Source organism: Vibrio sp. 1249-1 (genome assembly GCF_033340495.1).
On record NZ_JAWOWJ010000002.1, the window covers coordinates 444279 to 463428 of the forward strand.

At 42.9% G+C, this 19150-nt stretch carries 23 protein-coding genes and 2 tRNA genes; 8 read left to right on the plus strand and 17 right to left on the minus strand.

Annotation, left to right across the window (positions count from 1 at the left end):
- Positions 1-74: 74 nt before the first annotated feature.
- The 3 genes from R7Z50_RS05450 to R7Z50_RS05460 form a co-directional block, all read right to left on the minus strand.
- A complete protein-coding gene (locus R7Z50_RS05450; protein WP_213876501.1) occupies positions 75-1685 on the minus strand; it encodes a peptide ABC transporter substrate-binding protein in 1611 nt (536 codons plus the stop codon).
- Between the two features lie 264 nt (positions 1686-1949).
- Positions 1950-3056 carry a M20/M25/M40 family metallo-hydrolase gene (locus tag R7Z50_RS05455; RefSeq protein WP_206970013.1) on the minus strand — a complete coding sequence of 369 codons (1107 nt, stop codon included), beginning with the start codon at positions 3054-3056 and terminating at the stop codon, positions 1950-1952.
- 175 nt (positions 3057-3231) lie between these two features.
- On the minus strand, positions 3232-3534 hold the full coding sequence (locus R7Z50_RS05460) for a hypothetical protein (protein ID WP_318148936.1): 303 nt from the start codon (positions 3532-3534) through the stop codon (positions 3232-3234).
- Positions 3535-3594: 60 nt separating this feature from the next.
- Here R7Z50_RS05460 and hppD point away from each other — a divergent pair, with 60 nt between their 5' ends.
- The 8 genes from hppD to R7Z50_RS05500 all read left to right on the plus strand — a co-directional run bounded on the left by hppD (position 3595) and on the right by R7Z50_RS05500 (position 9207).
- Entirely contained in the window at positions 3595-4668 is a 1074-nt protein-coding gene (hppD, locus tag R7Z50_RS05465; protein ID WP_005377835.1) for a 4-hydroxyphenylpyruvate dioxygenase, read from the plus strand.
- Positions 4661-5791, plus strand: a complete 1131-nt coding sequence (locus R7Z50_RS05470) for a homogentisate 1,2-dioxygenase (protein WP_054574088.1) — start codon at positions 4661-4663, stop codon at positions 5789-5791. Before hppD ends, R7Z50_RS05470 begins: the two co-directional genes overlap by 8 nt.
- A 9-nt stretch (positions 5792-5800) precedes the next feature.
- A complete protein-coding gene (locus tag R7Z50_RS05475) occupies positions 5801-6838 on the plus strand; it encodes a fumarylacetoacetate hydrolase family protein (protein WP_318148937.1) in 1038 nt (345 codons plus the stop codon).
- 21 nt (positions 6839-6859) lie between these two features.
- Positions 6860-7528 (plus strand): maleylacetoacetate isomerase, encoded by a 669-nt coding sequence (maiA, locus tag R7Z50_RS05480; RefSeq protein WP_182039000.1) that lies wholly within the window; start codon positions 6860-6862, stop codon positions 7526-7528.
- A 195-nt stretch (positions 7529-7723) separates the two neighbouring features.
- Positions 7724-8383 carry a DUF2726 domain-containing protein gene (locus R7Z50_RS05485; protein ID WP_005377831.1) on the plus strand — a complete coding sequence of 220 codons (660 nt, stop codon included), beginning with the start codon at positions 7724-7726 and terminating at the stop codon, positions 8381-8383.
- A gap of 119 nt (positions 8384-8502) precedes the next feature.
- Complete coding sequence (locus R7Z50_RS05490) at positions 8503-8841, plus strand: hypothetical protein (RefSeq protein ID WP_053303140.1); 339 nt, start codon at positions 8503-8505, stop codon at positions 8839-8841.
- A gap of 179 nt (positions 8842-9020) precedes the next feature.
- Positions 9021-9097, plus strand: a tRNA-Val gene (locus R7Z50_RS05495).
- Between the two features lie 33 nt (positions 9098-9130).
- Positions 9131-9207 (plus strand) — tRNA-Val (locus tag R7Z50_RS05500).
- A gap of 258 nt (positions 9208-9465) precedes the next feature.
- On the opposite strand, the gene R7Z50_RS05505 is transcribed toward R7Z50_RS05500, so the two are convergent.
- From R7Z50_RS05505 to R7Z50_RS05570, 14 genes are all read right to left on the minus strand, one after another.
- Entirely contained in the window at positions 9466-9696 is a 231-nt protein-coding gene (locus R7Z50_RS05505) for a hypothetical protein (protein ID WP_017820907.1), read from the minus strand.
- A gap of 129 nt (positions 9697-9825) precedes the next feature.
- Positions 9826-10464: a DJ-1/PfpI family protein gene (locus R7Z50_RS05510; RefSeq protein WP_054574092.1), complete on the minus strand. Its 639-nt coding sequence runs from the start codon at positions 10462-10464 to the stop codon at positions 9826-9828.
- A gap of 165 nt (positions 10465-10629) precedes the next feature.
- On the minus strand, positions 10630-11028 hold the full coding sequence (locus R7Z50_RS05515) for a VOC family protein (protein WP_318148938.1): 399 nt from the start codon (positions 11026-11028) through the stop codon (positions 10630-10632).
- A 205-nt stretch (positions 11029-11233) separates the two neighbouring features.
- Positions 11234-11806 carry a hypothetical protein gene (locus tag R7Z50_RS05520; RefSeq protein WP_225466652.1) on the minus strand — a complete coding sequence of 191 codons (573 nt, stop codon included), beginning with the start codon at positions 11804-11806 and terminating at the stop codon, positions 11234-11236.
- Between the two features lie 192 nt (positions 11807-11998).
- Positions 11999-12448 carry a nuclear transport factor 2 family protein gene (locus R7Z50_RS05525; protein ID WP_182016189.1) on the minus strand — a complete coding sequence of 150 codons (450 nt, stop codon included), beginning with the start codon at positions 12446-12448 and terminating at the stop codon, positions 11999-12001.
- Positions 12449-12576: 128 nt separating this feature from the next.
- Entirely contained in the window at positions 12577-12966 is a 390-nt protein-coding gene (locus R7Z50_RS05530) for a lysozyme inhibitor LprI family protein (protein ID WP_064368196.1), read from the minus strand.
- 397 nt (positions 12967-13363) lie between these two features.
- Positions 13364-13615, minus strand: a complete 252-nt coding sequence (locus tag R7Z50_RS05535) for a TIGR03643 family protein (protein ID WP_005377824.1) — start codon at positions 13613-13615, stop codon at positions 13364-13366.
- Between the two features lie 98 nt (positions 13616-13713).
- Positions 13714-14214 carry a GNAT family N-acetyltransferase gene (locus tag R7Z50_RS05540; protein WP_137281925.1) on the minus strand — a complete coding sequence of 167 codons (501 nt, stop codon included), beginning with the start codon at positions 14212-14214 and terminating at the stop codon, positions 13714-13716.
- Between the two features lie 150 nt (positions 14215-14364).
- Entirely contained in the window at positions 14365-14745 is a 381-nt protein-coding gene (locus tag R7Z50_RS05545) for a hypothetical protein (protein WP_047100679.1), read from the minus strand.
- A 153-nt stretch (positions 14746-14898) separates the two neighbouring features.
- Positions 14899-15303 carry a DUF1801 domain-containing protein gene (locus tag R7Z50_RS05550; RefSeq protein WP_017633973.1) on the minus strand — a complete coding sequence of 135 codons (405 nt, stop codon included), beginning with the start codon at positions 15301-15303 and terminating at the stop codon, positions 14899-14901.
- Between the two features lie 141 nt (positions 15304-15444).
- Complete coding sequence (locus tag R7Z50_RS05555; protein WP_005377819.1) at positions 15445-15777, minus strand: YnfA family protein; 333 nt, start codon at positions 15775-15777, stop codon at positions 15445-15447.
- A 64-nt stretch (positions 15778-15841) separates the two neighbouring features.
- Positions 15842-16309 carry an Sbal_3080 family lipoprotein gene (locus R7Z50_RS05560; RefSeq protein WP_318148939.1) on the minus strand — a complete coding sequence of 156 codons (468 nt, stop codon included), beginning with the start codon at positions 16307-16309 and terminating at the stop codon, positions 15842-15844.
- A gap of 416 nt (positions 16310-16725) precedes the next feature.
- A complete protein-coding gene (locus R7Z50_RS05565) occupies positions 16726-17409 on the minus strand; it encodes a DUF4336 domain-containing protein (RefSeq protein WP_206970015.1) in 684 nt (227 codons plus the stop codon).
- A gap of 249 nt (positions 17410-17658) precedes the next feature.
- Positions 17659-19134, minus strand: coding sequence for a Na+/H+ antiporter NhaC family protein (locus tag R7Z50_RS05570; RefSeq protein WP_005377816.1), 1476 nt, complete (start codon positions 19132-19134; stop codon positions 17659-17661).
- Positions 19135-19150: the final 16 nt, after the last annotated feature.

Below are 19150 nucleotides of genomic sequence, written 5' to 3' on the forward strand. Positions count from 1 at the left end.
TGCCTTCTCCACCGAGAGATATGAGGAACGGCAAGTAAACATTGAACTTGCCGACTCAGACCGAAAACATGCTTTTAGTGGGCTTTTACATAGACATTCTTGCGGTAGTACGACGACTCAGGGTTTGTCAGTTCGTAGCCGCCCACGTAAGGCTTGATGAGGTATTGATCGTTACCCGGACGATAAATAGGAATAATGGCCATGTCTTCAATCAGCATGCTTTCTGCTTGTAGATACAGTTCTGATGGGTTGCTCATGGTCTTTGAGCGAGCCATTAACTCGTCGTATTGCGGGTTGTTATAACGAGAATCGTTGTACTCGCCACTAGAAACGAAGATATCCAACCATGTAGAGGCTTCATTGTAGTCAGCCGTCCAGCCGCCGCGAGTAATGTCGGTCGGCTCTTTAAGTGCGTAGAACACTTTCGGTTCTAGCTGTTTTATCGTGACTTGCGCACCCAATCGGCTTTTCCACATGCCTGCCATGGTGGTTGCCATTTTTACGTCCATCGAGAAAGTTGGTACGGTAAACGTCAACTTAAGCGGATTGCTTTTATCGTATCCAGCTTCTGACAGTAATTGCTGCGCTTTTTCGATACGTTTATGACGGTTCCAAGTTGCGAACTCAGGAGTGTGAGATTTAAAACCATCTGTTTGAGGTGGCACAAGGGTATACATTGGAACCCCACCGTTTCTCAAGATAGCACTCGTTAACAGTTGACGGTCAATGGCATATGAGAGGGCTTTACGGACCCGCACGTCTTTTGTTGGTCCTTGTTGAGTGTTGAGGTAATAGAATGTGGAGCCAAGAGACGCACTGGTGCTTGCCACTTCTTGTGGGCGTTGTTGAATTAACTTTTTCTTCTGAGCGGCAGGAATGGAAACCGCTTGGTCTATCTCACCGGCTAGGTAGCGGTTTAGCACTACGTTTGCATCACCAATTGGTAGCCAGGTGACTTTTTCCAGCACTACATTGCTTGCGTCCCAGTAATGTGGGTTTTTAACCATCACCAGTTTTTCGTTAACTTTCCATTCAGAGACAGTAAACGCACCATTTGTAACGATATGCTCAGGCTGGGTCCAACGGTTGCCATGTTTTTCAACGGTCGCTTTGTGAACGGGGGCAAGCACTGGATGACTTAATAGTTTCGTAAAGAAGGGAATAGGCTCTTCGAGTGTTACCTGGAATGTTTTTTCATCCAGCGCCTTCACGCCCAAGGACTCGGGTTCGGCTTCGCCCTTCATAATCGCTTGCGAGTTTTCGATATTTGGAATGGCCGCAAACCAAGCGTAGGGTGAAGCAGTGCTTGGATTCAGTAAGCGTTGCCAGCTGTAGACAAAATCTTGTGCAGTGACCGTTTCGCCATTTGACCATTTTGCATCACGTAAGTGGAAGGTATAAACCGTATTGTTGTCATTGACTGACCAAGACTCAGCAACACCAGGAATGGTTTTACCTTGCTTATCTTGAATGACCAGACCTTCAAACAGGTCTCGACCGAGATTAAAAGCGGGCTCTGCGGCTTGCTTGGCTGGGTCAATAGAAGTAACTTCAGCTCCATTGTTTAGCGTAATTTCTTGTATCTCATCGAGGGTCACACCTGCGGGATATGGTGCGGCATAGCTTGATGTTGCCAGTATTGGACTCATCATCGACGCTAATAAAAGCAACTTAGGTAATTTCATCCTTGTCTCACTCTTTTCATCCTGAAAGATGTCAAAAATGTATATTGTATAAATTGTCTACACAATCGAGTTTTAACATTACTGTAACAGGGTGTCAGGTGTTGAGCTGTCTGGTCTCAAAAAGTGAGCTAGGGGAATTTCTTTGAAGATCTGATATCAAGTTGGCATGACGGGAAGTAATTTTGCTTCGATACAAATTAAAATCCCCTTCAAGCACAGGCTAGAAGGGGAAGATAGTCAGTCTGCTCTTCAAAAGGCATGACGTTAACTGACTAGGAAATGTTTCACGAACTCAGTGATTTTGACCATATCACTTACCGCGATAAACTCTTCTGTCGTGTGTACTTTTGCCATGCCAGTTGAAAGATTGACCGTTGTGAGACCTTTCTTGTTAAAGTTGTTGGCATCGCTACCGCCGCCAGTGCCTTTTGTGAAGGCGTCAATTCCCAACTCTGAAAACGCTGCTTTTATAGCGTTTACGTGTGGGTGGTTTTCTTCAATAACAAAAGCGTCGTAGGCTCGGCTAGATTCAATGTCGACTTCTGCACCGTGTTTTTCACAGACAGACTCTAATGTTGAGATCATATGATTGACCTGAGCATCTAGTTTATCGCCATTCAGGGAGCGTGCTTCTGCCACGATTTTTAATTCAGGCATAACAATGTTTGTGGCCTGACCGCCATTCACTATACCGATGTTGGCTGTCGTTTCTTCGTCGATGCGAAGCAGCTTCATTTGGTTGATGGCATCTGCCGCCACCATGATCGCACTAATGCCTTCTTCTGGCGCAAGCCCTGCGTGTGCTGGTCGACCTTTGATTTTTGCCATGATCTTTTGCTGGCCTGGGGCTGCGGTCACAATGGTGCCAATAGGGCCACCCGTATCTAACACGATTGCTTCCGTTGAAGTGACGTGTGATATATCGAAGTATTGTGAACCGAATAAACCGCCTTCTTCATACACGGTGAAAGCAACTTCTAACGTTTTGTGCTCACGGTTTTCCGCTTGAATACAACGAACGGCTTCCATGATGGCAGCAATACCAGATTTATCATCGCCACCAAGAATCGTATTGCCTTTTGAACGGATAACGCCGTCTTCGATGAGTGGCTCAATGCCAATACCTGGAGTGACCGTATCCATATGACAGCTCATTAGAATAGAGCCGTCTTTTTTGCCGTCTAAACGGGCGTACACGTTAAAACCGTTAGAAATGTGCTCAGGTACTGGAAGTTTGCGTACGGTAAAGCCTAGCTTGCCTAGCTGTTCTGCCAGTGTTTCTGCAATTTGTTTTTCGTTTTTTGATTCGCTGTCGATACGTACTAGTTGGCAAAAGTGTTCAACTAAGCGTTCTTGATTGATGTGTGTCATTAGATGTCTCTTTTTCTGATCGAGCGTGAAGCCTTGTGGCTCGGCTCGATAGGGAACAGAGCACCACTTATGGCACAGTTACTTTTGAATAAAACTGAGGTGAATCAATAAAGGGGTATCCATGACACGATTCTGACCGATGAGCCTTTCGAACTGTATGAAGCGTCACGAAACATTACTTTTGATGTTTTGCAGGATCAAATGAATAAATCGGATAGAGATAGGGTGCAATAGACTTTCCATCCCCTTTTGCTTTTTGAGCTACGTTGCCAAGATAAAATGCCAAAGTAACAACTTGTTTACATTTTATGTGGTGGCGTAAAGCCGAAAACATCAATCTAATATATTGAAAATAAGCAGTTTGTTTGATGTTTACGAAAGTGGGTTCGATGTGCTCGCTATGTGTAACATATGTTTTACAATTATGCGTAAAAATCGCCAAGATAAAGATTTCTCCCCACGTATTCCAATTTCTCAAGACCTGCGCCAAGTTAGAAAAATAAGTCCAAACAAAAGCTACTGAGACAAGGAGAAAGTCATGGTTGATGCATATAACCCACTAGGAACAGACGGATTTGAGTTTGTTGAATATACCGCTGCTGACAACAAAGGCATTCAACAGCTTAAAGATCTGTTTATATCGTTAGGTTTTGCGGAGATTGCAAAGCATCGCTCAAAAGAAGCGTGGTTATATCGACAAGGTGACATTAGCTTTATTGTGAATGCGCAGCCGCATAGCCAAGCTGAGGGATTCGCCAAAGTTCACGGTCCGTCGGTTTGTGGCATGGCATTTCGTGTGAAAGACGCCACCGTTGCTCTGGCGCATGCGTTAGAGAATGGCGGTAAAGAATATAAAACGGAAATTGGGCCGATGGAGCTTAGCATTCCTGCTATTTATGGCATCGGTGAAAGCTTGCTTTATTTTGTCGATCGTTATGGAAAGCAGAGCATTTATGATGTCGATTTTCGTTTTTATGATGATGCTGATGAGCGTTTATCAAAAGCGAATGTTGGTCTTTACGAAATCGACCACTTAACGCACAACGTTAAGCAAGGCAACATGGATGTCTGGTCAGGTTTCTATGAGCGCATTGGTAACTTCCGCGAAATTCGTTATTTCGATATCGAAGGTAAGCTGACTGGTCTTGTCAGCCGTGCGATGACCGCACCTTGCGGCAAAATCCGAATTCCTATCAATGAGTCGTCAGATGATAAATCACAGATTGAAGAGTTTATCCGTGAATACAATGGCGAAGGTATTCAACACATCGCATTGACCACTGACGACATCTACGAAACGGTCAAAACCTTGCGTGAGCGAGGCATGGACTTTATGCCAACGCCAGATACTTATTACGAGAAAGTCGATCAGCGTGTTGAAGGCCACGGCGAAGATGTAAGCAAGCTTCGTGATTTGCAGATTCTTATTGATGGTGCGCCAACGAAAGATGGCATCTTGCTACAAATCTTTACTCAAACCGTTATCGGCCCTGTGTTCTTCGAAATCATCCAACGTAAAGGCAATGAAGGCTTTGGCGAGGGTAACTTCAAAGCGTTGTTTGAATCGATAGAAGAAGACCAAATTCGCCGAGGAGTATTGAGCGATGCATAAATGGATCACATTCCCTCATCGGGAGGGAGTGTGCTCTAAACAAGCACATGCTGACTTCCCGGAAGAGGCAATTTATGAACGTGAGGCAGGTCGAAGTGGCTTCTTCGGCCCCGCAACACATTTTCATCATCAACATGCCCCAACGGGGTGGTCTGAGTGGGAGGGCGAGCTACGTCCACGAGCGTTTGATTTTAATCTAGTCGAAAAAGCCAGCCATATTACCCCTTGGGCAGTCCCGCATCTATTACACAACGCGAATTGTAAAGTTCGTGTTTGGCGTATGGATGAAAAAATGGACTTCTTGGTGAGAAATGCAGATGGCGACGAACTGCTATTCATCCACCAAGGTACGGCAGATCTCTACTGTGATTATGGTCATTTGAAAGTGAGCGAAGGGGATTATGTCATGATCCCGCGCTCAACGAGCTGGCGTTTAGAACCAAGCGAGCCGATGTTCATTCTGATGATTGAAAACACCGATGCGGCTTATACATTGCCCGAAAAAGGCATGGTTGGAAACCACGCGGTGTTTGATCCGGCGGTTTTAGAAACGCCGTCGATCAACGATCAGTTCCGTGCTCAATATTCTGAGAATCAAACACAGGTTCAGGTGAAACGCCACGATAAAGTCAGTGTTATCACTTACCCATTCAACCCGCTGGATGCGATTGGCTGGCATGGTGATTTGGCGGTAGTAAAAGTGAACTGGCGTGATATTCGTCCACTTATGTCACATCGTTACCATTTACCGCCTTCTGCACATACTACATTTGTAGGAGCAGGATTTGTGGTGTGTACCTTCGTTCCTCGTCCAATTGAAAGTGATCCTGGAGCGCTCAAAGTACCGTTCTACCACAACAATGACGATTATGACGAAGTCTTGTTCTACCATGCAGGTGATTTCTTCAGCCGTGACAACATTGAAGCAGGCATGGTGACATTCCATCCAGCAGGATTTACGCATGGTCCTCACCCGAAAGCATTCAAAGCAGGGCGAGAGCACAAGAAGACTTTTACCGACGAAGTTGCGGTCATGATCGATACGCGTCACGCACTTCAGTTTGCGGATGAGCTGGAAAAAGTAGAAAACAAAGAATACGTCTATAGCTGGCAAGAGAAGTAAGAGGCAAGGATGAAATTAGCAACCAAGAAAAATGGCACTCGTGACGGTTTGTTGATGGTCGTGAGCAAAGACTTAACGCGCTGCGTACCAGCGACAGAAATTTTCCACCCCATGAACTTAGCACCGACGATGCAGGTGGCACTTGATAACTGGGATACGCTAGCACCGCAACTGGAAGAGCTATACGTTGCACTGAACAATGGCACGGTTGCAGGGTATGAAGAGTTTGAAGAGCACTACTGCGAGTCGCCGCTTCCTCGCGCTTATCAGTGGGCTGATGGCAGTGCTTACGTAAACCACGTTGAGTTGGTTCGAAAAGCTCGCGGCGCTGAAATGCCAGAGAGTTTTTGGACGGATCCGTTGATGTACCAAGGAGGCTCTGATGCCTTTATTGGTCCTTGTGACAACATCGAGTTTGCGAGTGATGAATGGGGTATTGATTTCGAAGGTGAAGTGGCTGTGGTAACTGGTGACGTACCAATGGGCGCGAGTGTTGCAGAGGCTCAGGAGTCGATTCGTTTGATCATGCTGGTGAATGATGTCTCACTGCGTGGGCTAATTCCGGCAGAGTTAGCTAAAGGGTTTGGTTTTTTCCAATCTAAACCTTCTTCTGCGTTTTCTCCTGTGGCAGTAACACCAGACGAACTAGGCGATGCGTGGTACGAAAACAAAGTGCATTTACCATTGGTCTCGACCTACAACCACAAGCCGTTTGGTCGCCCGAATGCAGGTATCGATATGACGTTTGATTTCGCAGACTTAATTGTTCACGCGACTAAAACGCGCCCGCTATCTGCTGGGGCAATTATAGGTTCTGGCACGGTATCTAATAAGCAAGGCACCGAACATGGCACTTCGATTGAGGAGGGTGGCGTTGGCTATTCATGTATCGCGGAAGTTCGCATGATTGAAACCATTCGTGATGGCAAGCCGTCGACTAACTTCATGTCGTTTGGAGATTCAATCAGATTGGAAATGTTCGATGCGGATGGCAACAACATATTCGGCTCGATTGACCAACAAGTTAGCCAATATCTCAAGCACTAACAATGCTGGTTGGGAGACGATATGAGCGATAGCATGATTTTATACGGATACTGGCGATCATCGGCGGCGTATCGTGTGCGTATTTGCTTGAATCTTAAAGAGTTATCGTATGATTCAAAATCGGTACACTTGGTGCGCAATGGTGGCGAACAACACAGTGACGAGTACCATGAGTTAAACGCTTCTGAACTGGTTCCTTTGCTGGTGGATGGGGAGGTTCAGTTAACCCAGTCACTGGCGATCATTCAATACTTAGAAGAACACTACCCGGATTTCACTGTGATCCCCGAGCAAACGCCGCTTCGATACCAAGCGCTAGCTTTGGCTCAGGATATTGCAATGGAGATTCATCCCCTGAATAACTTAAGAGTTCTACAGTATTTAGAGGGGGAGTTAGCTTGCGAACCAGAGCGCAAAGTCGCTTGGATTCATCACTGGATCCACAAAGGTTTTACAGCATTAGAAGAGAAACTTCAGAAGCATCGTAAACTAAATGGTGATTGCAAGTTTAGCCTGACAAGCTCGCCATCTATTGTCGATATTTGTCTGGTACCACAATTTTATAACGCACAACGCTTTGGTGTAGATACTTCTCTTTATCCAACCATTAACGCTGTTGTGCAGTCATGCAATCAACTGCCAGCTTTTATTGATGCGATGCCAGAGAATCAGCCAGACGCTAATAGTTGATTCTTAGCATACATAATGTATTAACAAAATTTAAACGAGCCAATCCAAGTGTGTGATTGGCTCGTTTTTATTGGTGAGCAAAATTTTCTGTTTCTCGCTATCGTCGTGGCGCCTCAAAATTGCGAGGTTTTGTTGCTCTGCATAACATTTCCATTTACGCTTTGAGCAACGAGTTGTTTTGGATGCACTTTATTTATGACCAACATTTTTATCATTGTTGTTCTTCTGGTTTTATTCTTCTTTGTTATTCAAAAGTACGTGATTAAGCACGATGACACGCGTGATTATCCTTATCGCTCGAAAGGCCCTCTGCTCAGAGGTCAAGAGGGTGCGTTCTATAATGCGTTAAGAGCGGCGGTAGGGGAGCATGCCGTAGTATTCGCGAAAGTAAACATGTCCAGTTTGGTTACGCCAAAAGAAATCAAAAATAAGAAGCAGTTTTTTGTCGCGAACAATCGTATATCTCGAAGCTATTTTGATTACGTTATTTGTGACCCAAGGACACTAGAGCCGCGCGTTATCGTTGAATTGGATAATGGGCAGGAGCTAAACAAGGGTAAGATAGAAAGACAAAAGTTATTGATTCATGTTTGTAAGACGGCCAACCTGCCTTTAATCGGCGCTTCGATAAAGCACAGTTATCAAGTTGGGCGATTACGTCGTTTGCTTGCGGCACACATTGATTTGATTGAGCCCGATAAAGAAGTGCGTTTTTGTAAAAAATGCGGCAGTCCGATGATCATTAAAACCGCAAGCCAAGGTGAGTTCAAAGGGAGACGTTTCTTTACTTGTAGCCGTCAGCCGAATTGTACATACACCGAAAATTATAACGTTGTGTTTGAGGCGGACGACTAAACACGACAATTAACCAGCAGAAACAAGGGGCTTTGATTAGAGATGATCAAAGCCTTTTTTGTATCATTCATCAAGGCAGGGCCTATACTTTGAAAAAGAGGGCAGAATAGGGCAGCCATATGCGATACGGATGGATTTTATCGGCGTTGTTCATCGCATCGAATGCTAGTGCGATACCTAATTTGAAACCACTGGAGTGTGAATTGACAGAGACACCCCAAGATCATTTCTTGTTTTACCGAGAGCAAATGGTTTACCACAGTGAGCAGTTTGTCATATTTCAAAACTTCAAAGGCAGGGTGAGCACTCAAGTAGACGTCAAAACAGGAGAGTTGATCCGTACAACCTATATCGGCGAACCATTTAAACCTAAATATCAGATTTTGTTCGGTACTTGCCCTAAGGTATCGCAAACCTTACAGATTTGGATGCTCAGTGAAGTGCCTTACGACAATTAAGTGAGATAATAAAAGTTATATAGATCACACTTTTAAACCCTGCAGGCTCAGTCCTTGTCGATAAAATCATCTGAAAACGCGTGTTGAGTTTACATTTTCGCCAAACGGTTCAAAGTTGGTAAATTTGTGCTTGCACCGTCGTTCGCTTATAGCTAATATCCTCGTCGTTCCAGAGAAATGCGTCCGTAGCTCAGCTGGTTAGAGTATCGCCTTGACATGGCGGGGGTCGGTGGTTCGAGTCCACTCGGACGCACCATTCTGAATTGAATGGTTAGGAACATAAAAATTTGGGTCCGTAGCTCAGTTGGTTAGAGTACTACCTTGACATGGTAGGGGTCGGCGATTCGAGTTCGCCCGGACCCACCAAATTTTAAAAAAGCCCACCTTTTGGTGGGCTTTTTTGTGTCTGTAATTCATTGATATTCAAGTAAAACTACTTCTTTTCTTGTCCCTTGTTTTTGCTCTGCGTTAGCCCCTTGTTAAAGATAAAAGCGCACTACCTGATCCGCAACACAACCTCAAAACCCTAAATGCAATGCATAAGGTGCATACACTTCAAACCCACTAGAGCCGTCTATAAATTATGTTGCGTGCCACTTGCTGTGGCTTTAGAGACACTGACTACTAATCTAAATTATCTGGCGTGTGAAGATTGGTGCCGCATATTGTACATTTGTAGTCACCAGTCGCTTCGCCTTCCATTAATGAGCTAATTATTGCTGCAAATAGACCAGAGAAGAAACCTTTAGCTTTTTTCTCGGTCTTTTCCTGCGCTTTAGAGAAGCTTTCGTACCGATGTAGCGTTACTTCTTTACAATTACAGCAAAACGCTCTTGTCTCTTCAGAACCGTACATTTTTACCAATTGATTTACTCCCTGTAAGTTAATTTCCCCAAGTGGCGTTATGTTCAAGGGTAAGTCACACAAGACTGATGTGTGACTTACCCTAAACACTAAAACTAACGTAATGTAAAACACCACATGTTATGAATGATTATTTAACGCCTTGTTATCCGAGCTTGCTAACTCTGCTGATTGAATAGTTGTGGCAATAAGCTCTTCAAATAGCTCTAATTGCCCAGCAGGTATCAATTGATTTTGTATAGCTTTTCGTTTGTTTGAGTCAAATAGCCGTTCTGTTAACCAACCAATTAGATACATCAGTGAAAGACAGCCACCGGCCGTCGCTACATTACCGTCTATCACGAGAGGCAGATCCTGAACATCTCCTCCCATACTTTGTAGAACAGCCTTTGCATCTGGGTTTGTTGTTAATCGCTTGCCTTTTAGTAAACCGAGTTCATGGAGGATGAATGATCCCGCACAAATCGAACCTATTAGCTGCCTATTTGGATCAAGATTCAACGCCGACATAAATTCAGCATCTTTTAAAGCGGCTGGAATACCCCGTTTGCCGCTTGTAATAAGAACGACATCTTGATTCGTCACCTCAGAAAGGTGTCCGTCTGTTTTAACTTTCATACCGAGGTGGGAATGATGTTCAGATTTAGTTCCAAGTATACTTACTGTCCAACTGTCGGTTGTGCGCCCCAGCAAGTCATACATAAGAAAGAAATCGACATCCGTGAAATCATCAAATAAAACAACGCCGATTTTATACATAACATTTATCCTTTTGGACTTACTCGTAAGTCGCAAAATCTGTAGTAGGAGGGGAGGGGCATTCGATACACAAGCTTCTGCTAAGCACCTTAAATACCAAAGGCGGTGCAAACTAACAATGCCATGTGTACCAAATCCCTATTATAAAACTTTGTTATGTTTGTTTTATGAGCCCGCCCAGAAAAACTCAACCCTAATACCACTTGGGTCGTAACACATTAAATGTTTTGCAGGTCCTGTTTTAACAAGCTCGGGACCAAACTCAATTTCGATTCCCGACGCCATAAATTGATCACGCAACTCATAGAGTTGCTTCTCAGTCTCTACGAGTAAAGCTAAGTGATGCAAACCAATATTCGTTTTTCTGTCAAATGGAGTGGCGGCATCAGCCTTAGTCGCCCATAGTGTAAGCATGATATGCCCATCACTCACAAATATTGCCGGGTAGTCTGGATTTCTTTTTACTTCACTCCAACCTAATTGTTCAGTGAAAAACTTCGCGCTTGCTTCTAGGTTAGATACGGTTAAACCTACGTGGTGTATGCCTTTTGTTAACACAGTCACTTTGTTTCCTTACTCGTTTTAATGGCTATCAAACAAAGATAACTCGATAAAAAGTAAGCATCAATACACATATATTGATTAACTTCGTCAATCTATTCGAATACGGTAATCCAACTGGAAACATAACATTGTAAACAAGAAACCCAATCTTGAACTAAAAATTAAACTTAGAGTTCATTCTTAAGTCCTGTATTAATCAAATACATTAATAGCCATAATATTTAAGCCAGCCTATAGGGCATATCATTCCATTAAAGGTTTGAATGTTCTTATTCAAGCTAACGTCTTCCAATTTGTAACAGTGAACAACATTACTAGTCGAAGTAGATGCTGGTGTTGAATACGTCACAGGTTTAGAAGCGTTTGCTTTATGTATTTCATGTGCTCGCTGTTGGTCTATCGCCACTTGATTCTTATGATTGTTAACTTCTCGCAATCCAGATTCTAGGGGTAGGTGCCAATCCTTACATGTTGTTCCTAAACCATCATTCTGAGACTGATATTCTGATAACGCTACACGAGCTTCATTTACCGACTGATCGATATCGGACTGATCGACTAGCCAAGTAGAAAAAGAATAGTTAATGGCCTCTCGATAGTTTACCGATTGCTCTAAGCTATAAGCATCGGAATGAAAACAGGCCTCTACCACTGCCCATTGAGTCGATAGGTTTGATAATACGTTTTCAGGTATAGGCTGTAGCTGGCTTTGCGTAGACTGGCAACCGGCTAGAAGAAAAGGGACAGGGAGTAGTTTTAGAAAAAATTTTTGGTTCATTTTAATCTTAAAATTAATGCAATCTTTTTCATTATCATAATACAGGACGATTGAAGAAAGTAGCATTTCTATCAGTAAGGGAATGTGGCTAACGCACTGATAAGGTGTGAGTAAAGCGATATCAAAGCCCTCAACACACCTTAACTACGAATACTACCGCATAACAAAGATGCTATGCGGTAACGGTAGTATTCAGGCTTGAACAGTTTGTCGCACGTTGCTCTCGCCTGACAGCACGGAAATTCTCTCAAAATCTCGACTCGGAAAGTCAGGATCTACGTACACAAACATACGACTTATCATTTTTCCTTCAAACTCAAATACACTACAAAAACGCCCTGTGGAAACTTTGTTGTCCGGCCAAGAGGTACCATCACTCATTACGCCGCCTTCCTGTCCTTCAACAATGACCTTGTTTCCAGCAGTCGTTATTTGAAAGCCGTCTATGTCGTGCCAGATACTAATCAACGAGCTACTAATCCTATTGCCAAACTCCACTAAGGCACTCTTTCCTTTCGCTTGCCCAAATTTAGGAAAGAAAAAGTCAACATCCTCTGAGAATAGATCCAGATAGCTAGGATCACCGGCATCTATTTTCTCGAAATACTTAACTACTAGCCCAACTAAATCGTCTTTTTCCATAATTATTTCACACCCATATAAGCTTTACGCACAACCTGAACGCTTGCATCTTAAACACAGAGTACATTTAAACTTAAATTGCCAAGAGTTGCGAATCTTATTGAAGTGCCTTGTTAGATGTAATCCGTTTAGCCTACGTATACACCATTGAAGTATTCGACGCGTTCTAACGTCATTCTTAACTTACATTCTTCAATCTGGACACCTTGCCAGGGTGAGGGTGTGGAAGACAGGCCCGTAAATTCACATTCGGCGTCTCTGTATTTTAGCCAAGCTCTTTGGGCCTTTCGAAATGGCTCTACCAGTTCGGTCTGAGACCATGTTTTCCTTAGTGCTTTTTCTTCCTCACCTATTCTAGCGATTGCTTCCTTGTAACTTTCGTTAAGCTCTTTATCTGCAGATTCCATTTTCTTTTCTACACACTGATAACCAGCCATAACGCCACCGCCTTTTACTTTGCAGGGATCTTCAACATCATCAGAGGCCAAGCAAGGTAAAGAAACCAACGCAAATATCATAAGTAATTTGTTCAAAATTGCCTCCAAGCTCCGAGTGCTTGTTAAACCGTTATCAGCTATTTTTCCTTTTTAATCATGCAGCTTTTTGCCTGTGCCTTCAAAGATAAAATAGAAGGTTAGTGATTCTAGTGCCTAAACAGAAGGTAAAAGAAGATTGATACACGGGTTAAATGACGCCTTAATCTGAGTTATTTTTAGTGGGCGTTTGGTGTTAATCTTTTCTGTGGAATCATTAGTTTGATGGCGTCTGAATATGACTCCCATGGAATTTATTATCGCCCTGAAACACCTAGGTTGATTTAAGTGGTGACTATTCCCCTCCAATCATGGAGTTGATTCAAAGGTAGGGCGATAAATGTTGCGATTCGTAATAAAAATTTATGCCAAGTGCAGTTCGCTATCGCGGCTTATATTGAGTTGGGCAATAACCTCTAATGATGTCTGAGTTTCGTAGCTTGTTGTGTTTTGTATTGCGCCCCGAAACCCTTTTACGCCACAATTTAAAGCTACTTGATTTGAGCCGGCTACGCATAAACTGAATCACGTCGGATTCATTCAAACCAAATTGAAATTCGATAGCCTCAAATGGGGTGCGGTCTTCCCATGCCATTTCTATTATTCTTGACTCAGTTTCCGAGGTCAGTTTCATTTCAAATAACCTATTTTAGAAAAGACATTGTTACGACGGAAATTGAGTCTTGGTTCAAATGTTCTTATATGCGTGCTTAGTGTTTAGCGGCTTAACACCTACAAAAACTTCTCAATGAGGACTTCGTCTACGTATTTCCCACGAACTTTTGCATGCTTCTTCGCGGTCCCTACGATTTCGAAGCCTTGTTTGAGATAGGCTGATAACGCTCGGTCATTATCGCTGCGGACGTACGCAAATAGTTTTTCGTAACCCTTTTGTTTGGCTACTTCGAATGTCGATTTGAAAAGCTGTTTAGACACACCTTGGCCACGAGCACCGTCACTAACAAACGTACCAATTATGCCAACATGGTCAAAAGCTTTTGTATATTGTGCAAAGGGCTCGATATTTTGGAAACCAATGACTTGTGAGCTATTTTCGGATAAAGCGACTGTAAACACGCCCCGTTCTGGGAAATGAGTAATGAACTCTTTTTCTTCTTCAGGTGTGAAAGGCGTATCTAATACAGTGTATAAACCTTCAATAATGATGGGATTGAGGACGTTTGTAATGCCTTCAGCATCACCTAAAGTTACCTGACGTACAATTAAATTCATGCCACTTATCTCCTATTAAAATTAGGGCTGTTTTGTACATGAGTTGGAGACTTGCGGCAACAAGTAACGTCATTAAGTCGTAAAGAATATACCTATTACACTTAAGCGGCGGTTAATAGTGCTGATTGTTACTTTAGTATTTCTGATATATCACTTTTTAAGTGACGGCTTAACTTCTACAGAATATTTCCACATCACGACCCCGTTTTCTACAAGATCATAGCTCGCGCTTTGACCCTCGGAGTTGAGTACAAATACCGGCATTTCCATCCTTGACGTAGCGCCATCTCGGTTGCATGACATGGTAGCTTCAAGCTGTATGCTATTTTTGCTCGGTTCTGAAAGGGTTCCTAAGTACGCGCAGCCGTCGACAAAACTGGTTTTGCTTTTTCCTTTAGAGGATATTTCAAAAGTCGGAAAAATGAATGTTGATTGAGGCTCTGTTACTACCACATTGACTTGATAGTTCGTCGCTGAAAAAGCATTGAAATGAGCTCCAAGCATAAGTAAGAACAAGATTTTTGATTTCATAAACTCTTCTTTATTTCGATATTACTAGTTTGGTAACGGCGCTATTAACGTGACCACTTAATCTAAAACTTTACTGCGTAAGCATTAAAAAGGATACAAAGGTATAGTAGTTGAATATGGTTAATCGGCCGTAAATAGTTTTATTAAGAGATCTTACATACCTAAAAGAGGTAAGTTCTTTCGCTTTTGATAGGTTAATGCTAATTCTAAACAGGTCTTGATTGAAGCTTCTGGCAAAGGAGCGGATAAAGATAGAATTATTGCTCGATTACCCTGAAACTCAAGTGAGTCACTATACAGTTCGCGGAATGTGTCGACGAGCTTAGTTTGGCAATTAAAGAACAGATAATAACGACTAGGCGTTTTCTGTTTCCAATCCATCCTTACCGGGCTACCTGTTTTCACACTGTAGCTTGGCTCTCCCCATTTTAGAGATTCTTCAACTTCCCCCAGTTTTAATTCAGAAGCGATAGTTAAGACGATATTTCGTAGCTCTTCTATCCGAATACGCACATGTTTTGGATACTCATCAAATCTTGCCTTCACTGCATGGTTCATTGGTATCTCCTATAAATAGCGCTGTTTTGGGGTGAAGCCCAAGCGTACTTTGGCTATGTAGCAATTACGTCATAATGTTATTAATCAATAAATCTAGCACATAGCCAAAATACTAAGCGTAAGGGTTTCCCTCGGCTACGTTTAGGATGCTCTGGGTGAAAACATGATGATTGACATGCCAAGCATAGCGACAGAAACCCCCACTATGTCCCAGAGCGTTGGTCGAACGCCGTCGATACACCACAACCATAGAATTGCGACAAAAATATAGACACCACCGTAAGCAGCATAAACTCTGCCAGTAGCGGTAGGATGTAAAGATAGAAGCCAAGCAAACATAGCAAGGCATAGCGCTGCTGGTACCAAAAGCCAAACTGACTTATCTTCCTTTAACCAGAGATAAGGTAAGTAGCAGCCTAATATTTCTGCAATGGCGGTTATAAAGAAAAGCCCAATGGTTTTGACTTCAGTCACTTAAACATTCCTATCTTTATCTACAAATATATGATGCTGGTTAAATGGGCAATTGCTCGGCTCATTACATTTCGCCCAGCTTAATCTTGGATTGAACCTCACTCACGGTTTGTTTACCGAATAACAAATCCATCATCGAAATGATTCGTTTGTTGTCTTTACCCCATTTATCTGGATTCGCGCTGTTTGGTGCTTTAAATTCAACTTGTCCTACTTTTTCGTTATTTTTGTAGGCTTTAATCTGAGCATCAGCGATAAATGTTCTAAAATCCCAGCTCCAGCGTGATACGTAAGTAAGTGTTAGCTCAGAGCTAACAGGAGGCGTGCCGTCGCTTACGACTGTGCATTTATGGGCGGTATCCAAACACCAGTCTTGCATCGAATCTAAGAAAACATCTCGCGTGGCGTTGTCTTTTACGATGGTGATTTCCTTGCTCTGATTTTCTTTCGAGATTGTTTCTACCGTATACTTTGGTGCCGCACATGCGGCTAATAGAATAGGCAAGCTTAGAATGATGAGTTTTTTGTGCATCTTATGTCTCTTTTTTTAAATTTATATATTCAAACAACTTCAAGATACTGAGTTTAACGAGAATAACTAACAAGCATGGCAACTGTTATTAACAAAACCTTTAGAGTAGAAGGGTTTGTTTCGGGAGTATGCCAATGTCTCGAAACAAATTATTAGTAAGAGATTGCTATAGCGTTATGTTAACTCTTGAACTTATGTCCGTATCAATGTCCAGAATTCTTCGCATTGAAGTTTTTGAAGTGCAATTCTAACGGAATTTTAAATTGCTGCATAATGCTCAATTAAGAGGAATAGGGAATCTTATCGTTAAACATAACGTGTAGTGCTGTAAATTCGTCCCTAAGACTAAGCTAAAAGGGCCTAATGTTTTAAAATAGCTTCTTGTCTATTCTGTTGTGTGAGTTTTCAATGTTGTCTCATACTAGCCACTTAAAAGAGCGCTGTAAGAACTCGTCTGCATTATCAAGGACGATTTCACCGTGAGCCATAACCAATATATTAGGTTTCCAAGACAGCAATTTATTTAAGTGTTTTCGAGCCTCTTGTTTGCTAAACATAAAACTTAGGCGCCAATCCAAAGGCATTTTTCCATTCGGAGCAAGAATACCGGCTCCTTTAGCCACAAACCGCTGCCAGTAGTTAAAGTCCTGGCCAGAAAAATTCTCGACGAGGTCAGTAACAATTAAGGTCTTTGAAGGTCGATGATAAAACACACACTCTTCCATTAATGGAGAGCCAGAAAATAGTTCTTGTTCAATCTCAGAGTTCCAAGCATTACCGCCTTGGTTAAGTGAAGCGTGAAAGTGTATATCACGGCACTTCTTAATGACTTCATCTGTGCCATAAATTTCTGCGCTAGGGTAGGCAAATACCCATTCAGATAAGAACAAGTGGTGTAAATGATTAGGAGCGATTAAGTATTTCACTTGGCCTAGATTGTTGATTTGCTCTTTAATCGAATTTGATAACTGAATTGGACTATGAACCCAAAGGCCACCATCAGAAAGCCTAACAATAGTCATACGAGTGGTGTATGGGAGTCCTAAGAATTGGACGGGATCTCCGTCAAATATCCATATCTCATGGGCTAACTTTTTCATGTCTCTCCAACCGTTAACACTGTATTAAGGCGGCATTTTAGTTACTCAAAAGCTGCCTTGCTACACAATAAACGCTTCGCTAAGCGTAAACCAAAAATATTAGGTTTACCAAACCCTTATTGAGTGCAGTTGTATATCTTTGAGTATTTTTATACTGAACGGGCGTAAAGTAGTTTTAAGAGGATTATTTGACTTGATAGAACAAAACCCCGCTATTTTTGAGCAGGGTTTTGCAATTAGATAAAGGGGCTAACCGATGATGAAGAAGAAAATCGCGGTTGCAACAATACCAATCAACGCATAAGGAAACTGTGTGGTTGCGTGTTGCATTGCTGTACAGCCCGAACCTTGTGCAGATAACACGGTTGAGTCACTAAAGAAACAAGAGTGGCTCCCTGCCGCTGATGCTGAAAGCAGCGCTGCAACGGTTAAGTGTAGAGGCACACCAAGCTGTTCGCCCAAAGGTAGAACAATTGGCATCGCTACTGCAAACGTTCCCCAAGACGATGCCGTTGCAAATACCAACGCGCCCGTAATCATAAAGATAATCGCAGGGAAGTAAGACGCTGACAGGTAAGGGCTGACGGTCTCAATGACATACTGCGTGACGCCCAATGAGTCGTTGACCGATTTCAACATGAAACCACCAATAACGGTCGCAAGCGGCAGTAGCATAACCTTAATGCCATCATAAACAGCTTCGAACATGTCGTTCATCGAGATCAGTTTTTGTGCGCCGTAAAAGCTAATAGTAAAGATTAACGCGACGAAAACACCAGCAAGTAGATCGATACCAAAATACCAACTTGCGGCAACAAGTACGATCATTGGTAACAAGAAGTTGACAAGGCCCATGGTTGGGTTGGTATGTGCAGAGACATCGGGACCAAAGTCGACATCTGTTGCACCGTCTGGACGAACTTGACCATTCTTCGCACGCTTTTCTGCCTTTTTCATCGCGCCTAGATCTGGGATCTTTTCCATTGCAACCAGCAAAACAATCACCAGCGTTACCCAGCCGTAAGCCATGTATGGAATAGCTTCAATGTATGCTTTGATACCATCTCCCGCTTCTGCTACTCCGTTTGCTTCTAGCAAAGAACTGAAGAAAATTGCCCAAGTGGAAATTGGTACGAGGATACAGATAGGTGCGGCGGTTGAATCCACAAGATATGAGAGTTTTTCACGCGAGATTTGGTAGCCGTCCGTAACTTTTTTCATTGAGGAAGAAATTGCAATCGCATTCAAATAATCGTCGATAAAGATCAGAATACCTAAAGCAAAGGTCATCAGCATCGATTGCTTACGGCTTTTTACTTTCGTGACTAGCATGTCGGAGAAGCTCAAGATACTGCCGCCTTTCTCCAAAATAGCAATTAGGCCGCCCATCAAACCACAAACGAGGATGATCCAAGCAATAGTTTCATCCATCATTACACTCATGGAAATATCAACAATCTGTTCTACCGCTTCAGTTGGGTTAAGCAGAAGAACACCGGCAATAGCGCCGCTAAAGAGGGCTTCCACAGTTCGGTGTGTTGTCAGCGCAAAGACCAATACCAACGCCGTTGGTAAAAGACTCATCCATCCGTAGGCTTCGCCTTCCTCATGGTTCAAACCGATTGTGGTAAAAAAGACAAACGTCGCAACCGAGATTAAAGAAACAATAATGTGTTGAGAGTTGATTTTAAGAGGCGCATCCAGCGCCTTGGTCTGCGTAGTCATAAAGTTCATTTCCTTT

Excerpts from the sequence above, each read along its gene's own strand:
- R7Z50_RS05560 (WP_318148939.1), bottom strand. The coding sequence starts at position 16,309 with ATGCACAAAAAACTCATCATTCTAAGCTTGCCTATTCTATTAGCCGCA.
- R7Z50_RS05505 (WP_017820907.1), bottom strand. The coding sequence starts at position 9,696 with ATGTACGGTTCTGAAGAGACAAGAGCGTTTTGCTGTAATTGTAAAGAA.
- R7Z50_RS05550 (WP_017633973.1), bottom strand. The coding sequence starts at position 15,303 with ATGAACCATGCAGTGAAGGCAAGATTTGATGAGTATCCAAAACATGTG.
- R7Z50_RS05490 (WP_053303140.1), top strand. The coding sequence starts at position 8,503 with ATGCGATACGGATGGATTTTATCGGCGTTGTTCATCGCATCGAATGCT.
- maiA (WP_182039000.1), top strand. The coding sequence starts at position 6,860 with ATGAGCGATAGCATGATTTTATACGGATACTGGCGATCATCGGCGGCG.
- R7Z50_RS05450 (WP_213876501.1), bottom strand. The coding sequence starts at position 1,685 with ATGAAATTACCTAAGTTGCTTTTATTAGCGTCGATGATGAGTCCAATA.
- R7Z50_RS05510 (WP_054574092.1), bottom strand. The coding sequence starts at position 10,464 with ATGTATAAAATCGGCGTTGTTTTATTTGATGATTTCACGGATGTCGAT.
- R7Z50_RS05475 (WP_318148937.1), top strand. The coding sequence starts at position 5,801 with ATGAAATTAGCAACCAAGAAAAATGGCACTCGTGACGGTTTGTTGATG.
- R7Z50_RS05570 (WP_005377816.1), bottom strand. The coding sequence starts at position 19,134 with ATGACTACGCAGACCAAGGCGCTGGATGCGCCTCTTAAAATCAACTCT.
- R7Z50_RS05545 (WP_047100679.1), bottom strand. The coding sequence starts at position 14,745 with ATGAAATCAAAAATCTTGTTCTTACTTATGCTTGGAGCTCATTTCAAT.
- R7Z50_RS05530 (WP_064368196.1), bottom strand. The coding sequence starts at position 12,966 with ATGATATTTGCGTTGGTTTCTTTACCTTGCTTGGCCTCTGATGATGTT.
- R7Z50_RS05525 (WP_182016189.1), bottom strand. The coding sequence starts at position 12,448 with ATGGAAAAAGACGATTTAGTTGGGCTAGTAGTTAAGTATTTCGAGAAA.
- R7Z50_RS05455 (WP_206970013.1), bottom strand. The coding sequence starts at position 3,056 with ATGACACACATCAATCAAGAACGCTTAGTTGAACACTTTTGCCAACTA.
- R7Z50_RS05520 (WP_225466652.1), bottom strand. The coding sequence starts at position 11,806 with ATGAACCAAAAATTTTTTCTAAAACTACTCCCTGTCCCTTTTCTTCTA.
- hppD (WP_005377835.1), top strand. The coding sequence starts at position 3,595 with ATGGTTGATGCATATAACCCACTAGGAACAGACGGATTTGAGTTTGTT.
- R7Z50_RS05535 (WP_005377824.1), bottom strand. The coding sequence starts at position 13,615 with ATGAAACTGACCTCGGAAACTGAGTCAAGAATAATAGAAATGGCATGG.
- R7Z50_RS05565 (WP_206970015.1), bottom strand. The coding sequence starts at position 17,409 with ATGAAAAAGTTAGCCCATGAGATATGGATATTTGACGGAGATCCCGTC.
- R7Z50_RS05485 (WP_005377831.1), top strand. The coding sequence starts at position 7,724 with ATGACCAACATTTTTATCATTGTTGTTCTTCTGGTTTTATTCTTCTTT.
- R7Z50_RS05470 (WP_054574088.1), top strand. The coding sequence starts at position 4,661 with ATGCATAAATGGATCACATTCCCTCATCGGGAGGGAGTGTGCTCTAAA.
- R7Z50_RS05540 (WP_137281925.1), bottom strand. The coding sequence starts at position 14,214 with ATGAATTTAATTGTACGTCAGGTAACTTTAGGTGATGCTGAAGGCATT.